This window comes from Pontimicrobium sp. MEBiC01747, assembly GCF_053601635.1.
The window spans coordinates 1-381 of record NZ_JBSHNS010000563.1 but is presented as its reverse complement, the minus strand read 5'-3'; the positions used below and the strand labels follow the sequence as shown (position 1 = coordinate 381).

1 pseudogene is annotated in these 381 nt (G+C 32.0%); it reads right to left on the bottom strand.

The window, feature by feature from the left end:
• Window positions 1-68 precede the first annotated feature (68 nt).
• Window positions 69-381 (bottom strand): annotated as a pseudogene (locus ACVC2P_RS18835) (efflux RND transporter periplasmic adaptor subunit); the annotation flags it as partial.

Sequence of the window (381 nt, the reverse complement as noted above, 5' to 3'; positions counted from 1 at the left end):
GATTACTATGGCCAACACTGGCCTTCTTATAAAATTACTAAACATTTGTCTTGATTTTTAGGGATGGACTACTCTGCGTAGAGTTCTAGATTAGATATCGCTTTTTTAGGATTAACAAATTCATAATCTATTTGCTCCCCTTCTTTTACCAATCTTAATCCTTCTAACAATACTTTGTCATTTTCTGAAAGTCCTTTTTCTATAATAAAAAGGTGTGGCAATTCTGCTCCTATAACTACTTCTCTTTGTTGTATGCTATTGTTTTGGTCTAATACATAAACAAATTTTTTGTTTAATACTTCAAAAGTTGCTTTTTGTGGTATAATAAGCACATCTTTTAAAGGCACCTCCATTAAAACACTGCCTGTTTCACCGTGTCTT